3 protein-coding genes (1 of these 3 only partly in view) are annotated in these 2894 nt (G+C 35.1%); all 3 read left to right on the top strand.

Annotated features, from left to right (window positions below; all coding sequences use genetic code 11):
* Positions 1-855 (top strand): ISLre2 family transposase (locus tag Q3V94_RS03115; RefSeq protein ID WP_303525073.1); only part of this gene is annotated, 855 nt, incomplete at its 5' end.
* Positions 856-1038: 183 nt separating this feature from the next.
* The gene (locus Q3V94_RS03110) at positions 1039-1413 is read left to right on the top strand and encodes a metalloregulator ArsR/SmtB family transcription factor (protein ID WP_004103228.1); all 375 of its coding nucleotides are present in this window, start codon (positions 1039-1041) and stop codon (positions 1411-1413) included.
* A 13-nt stretch (positions 1414-1426) separates the two neighbouring features.
* Positions 1427-2894: the 5' portion of a heavy metal translocating P-type ATPase gene (locus tag Q3V94_RS03105; protein ID WP_303525072.1), read on the top strand. Its footprint extends 893 nt past the window's final position; the window shows 1468 of its 2361 coding nt (coding positions 1-1468); its start codon is at positions 1427-1429; its stop codon lies beyond the right edge, outside the window.

Below are 2894 nucleotides of genomic sequence, written 5' to 3'. Positions count from 1 at the left end.
GTGCTATACATAGAAGCAGATGAGGATCATGTTGCATTGCAGGATGGGAAGAAGGAGATGCCAAGGCTTGTATATATACATGAAGGAAGGCAAAGCAAAAATGGGAGAAACGAATTAAAGAATGTATATTACAAAGCATACGTTGGTGTAGAAGCTGAAGAAATATGGATAGATGTAGCGAATTATGTGTATGACAATTATGAAATAGAGAGCATAGAAAAGATATACATAGCAGGAGATGGAGCAAGATGGATAAAGGAAGGAATGGAGTGGATTCCGAAAGCTAAATTTGTATTAGATAGATATCATTTGAACAAATACATAATAAAAGGGACAGCAAAGCGAGAAGAATATAGGCAAAAGATATGGGGAGCGATAAATGAAGGGGATAAGAAGGTTTTAAGGGAGATATTTAAGGAGTTAATAAATATAGCAGAAACTAAGACAGAAAAGGAGAGGATAAAAGAAGCAAGGAGATATATATTAAATAACTGGGAAGGGATAGTAATATATAAAGAGGACGAGGATGTAATAGGATGCAGTGCAGAAGGGCATATAAGCCATGTATTATCAGYGAGATTAAGCAGTAGGCCATTAGGATGGAGTAAAGAGGGATTAAAGATAATGGCAAAGCTAAGGGTATTTAGCAGGAATGGAGGCAATTTAAGGGAAATAAGTATATACAAGGAAGATATTGAAACATTTAGATTAAATAAAAAGAAGATAAAAGAAACAATTAAAAGAATAAATAATTCTTCACGAGAAGGAATAAATAATATAACAATATTAAATATTGGAAAAGTAACGCCAATGTATAAGATATTAAAATCAATTAAATATGAAAATATAATTTAAAGTTTAAAAGTTTACGAAAGTCTTGATTTTAAACATTTTAGGGGGTTGTCTATAAAAATTAACCTACAATATCTTGACACTATCTACTCATATGTTTTTATTGACAAACGGAGAATTGAGGTTTATAATATATATGAAAGCTTATTCAAGTGTTCAATTAAATGATAAGGAGGAGATATAAATATGGCAAAAAAAATTCAACCAATTGAAAGATGCGACTGTGATGTAATACATGAGGAAATTGTAAATAAAGTGCGAGAAAAAATGCCTCAAGAAGAAACTCTATATGATCTAGCAGAACTATTTAAAGTTTTTGGAGATTCAACAAGAATTAAGATACTCTGGGCATTAGATGAATCAGAGATGTGCGTTTGCGATATTGCATTCTTATTAAATATGACCCAATCAGCAATTTCACATCAGCTAAGAGTCTTAAAGCAGGCTGGACTAGTAAAGAGCAGAAGAGAAGGAAAGATTGTATTCTACTCTCTTGAAGATGAACATGTAAAGCAAATATTTGACCAGGGATTAATTCATATTTCAGAAGAAAGTAAGTAAAGGAGGGTCAGTAATGTTAAAGAAGGAAGTAATTTTAGAAGGTTTAGATTGCGCAAATTGTGCAGCTAAAATTGAAGATGAGGTTAATAAATTAAATGGAGTCAAAGCCTATATGAACTTCATGAACAAGACATTGACTTTAGAAATTGAATCAGAGCAAGAGTATAAGAATATATTACAGCAAGTTAAAACCATAGTGCACAAGCACGAACCGGATGTGGTAGTGAAAGAAAAATCCGTTAACAAGAGCAATAAAATAGTATTAATACTTGAAGGACTTGGCTGCGCGAATTGTGCAGCTAAAATGGAAAAAGAAATAAGCGGTCTAGAAGGAGTTGAATTTGCTGCAGTAGATTTTGTTTCGAAGAAACTAACACTGGAAATAAGTCCGAAAGTCAACCGCTCTGAGTTAAATGAGAAGATTGAAGGCATAGTAAAGAAAATAGAGCCAGATGTAAAGGTCATTTTTGAGGAGAATAACTCCAAGACCAAAATAAACGAAAATAACGAAGAGGAAGAAGAAGGTGTCAACAAAAAAGAAATCATAAGACTTGTGGTCGGTGGAGCAATATTTGCCGTGGGAATCATCTTTAATTTCCAAAATTGGCTTGAGCTTACCTTGTTTATTATTAGTTATATCATAGTTGGTGGAGAGGTTGTCTTAAGAGCAATAAAAGGTATTGCCCGCGGTCAGGTATTCAGTGAGCATTTTTTGATGAGTATTGCTACCATTGGTGCTTTCTTCGTTGGAGAGTATCCAGAAGGTGTAGCAGTTATGCTGTTCTATCTGGTAGGTGAATTGTTTCAGGATATAGCTGTAGGTCACTCCAGAAAATCAATACGTGCTTTGATGGATATTCGTCCTGACTATGCAAATCTTAAAGTTGGCGATGAGATCAGGAAAGTATCTCCTGAAGAGGTAAACATAGGTGACATCATTATTGTTAAACCAGGAGAAAAAGTTCCCCTCGATGGCAAGGTTATAGAAGGAAACTCAATGGTTGACACTGCAGCGTTAACAGGGGAATCTGTTCCTCGTGAACTCGGGCCAGGAGACGATGCATTGAGCGGATTCATTAATAAAAATGGCGTTTTGACAATAGAGGTAACAAAGGATTTTGGTGATTCAACTGTATCTAAAATTTTGGATCTGGTTCAGAATGCCAGCAGTAAGAAGGCTCCTACAGAAAAATTTATAACAAAATTTGCCCGTTTCTATACTCCGATTGTAGTCTTTGGAGCATTAGCCTTAGCAATCATACCTCCATTGGTGATCCCCGGTGCAACTTTCTCTACATGGATATATCGAGCCTTAGTGTTCTTAGTTATATCTTGTCCATGTGCGTTAGTAATTTCAATACCATTGGGCTTCTTCGGAGGGATTGGTGGAGCATCGAAGAGAGGTATATTAGTAAAAGGCAGTAACTATCTTGACGCGTTGAACAATGTGGAAACAGTTGTTTTCGATAAGACAGGTACTT

Origin of the sequence: Caloramator sp. CAR-1, from assembly GCF_030546345.1 — a bacterium.
Lineage (GTDB): Bacteria > Bacillota > Clostridia > Clostridiales > Caloramatoraceae > Caloramator > Caloramator australicus.
The sequence above is the reverse complement of the archived record's forward strand: the minus strand, read 5'-3'. Positions and strand labels throughout refer to the sequence as shown.

What these genes read in the sequence shown, in the direction of transcription:
- Q3V94_RS03110 (WP_004103228.1), top strand. Translation starts at nt 1,039, where the DNA reads ATGGCAAAAAAAATTCAACCAATTGAAAGATGCGACTGTGATGTAATA.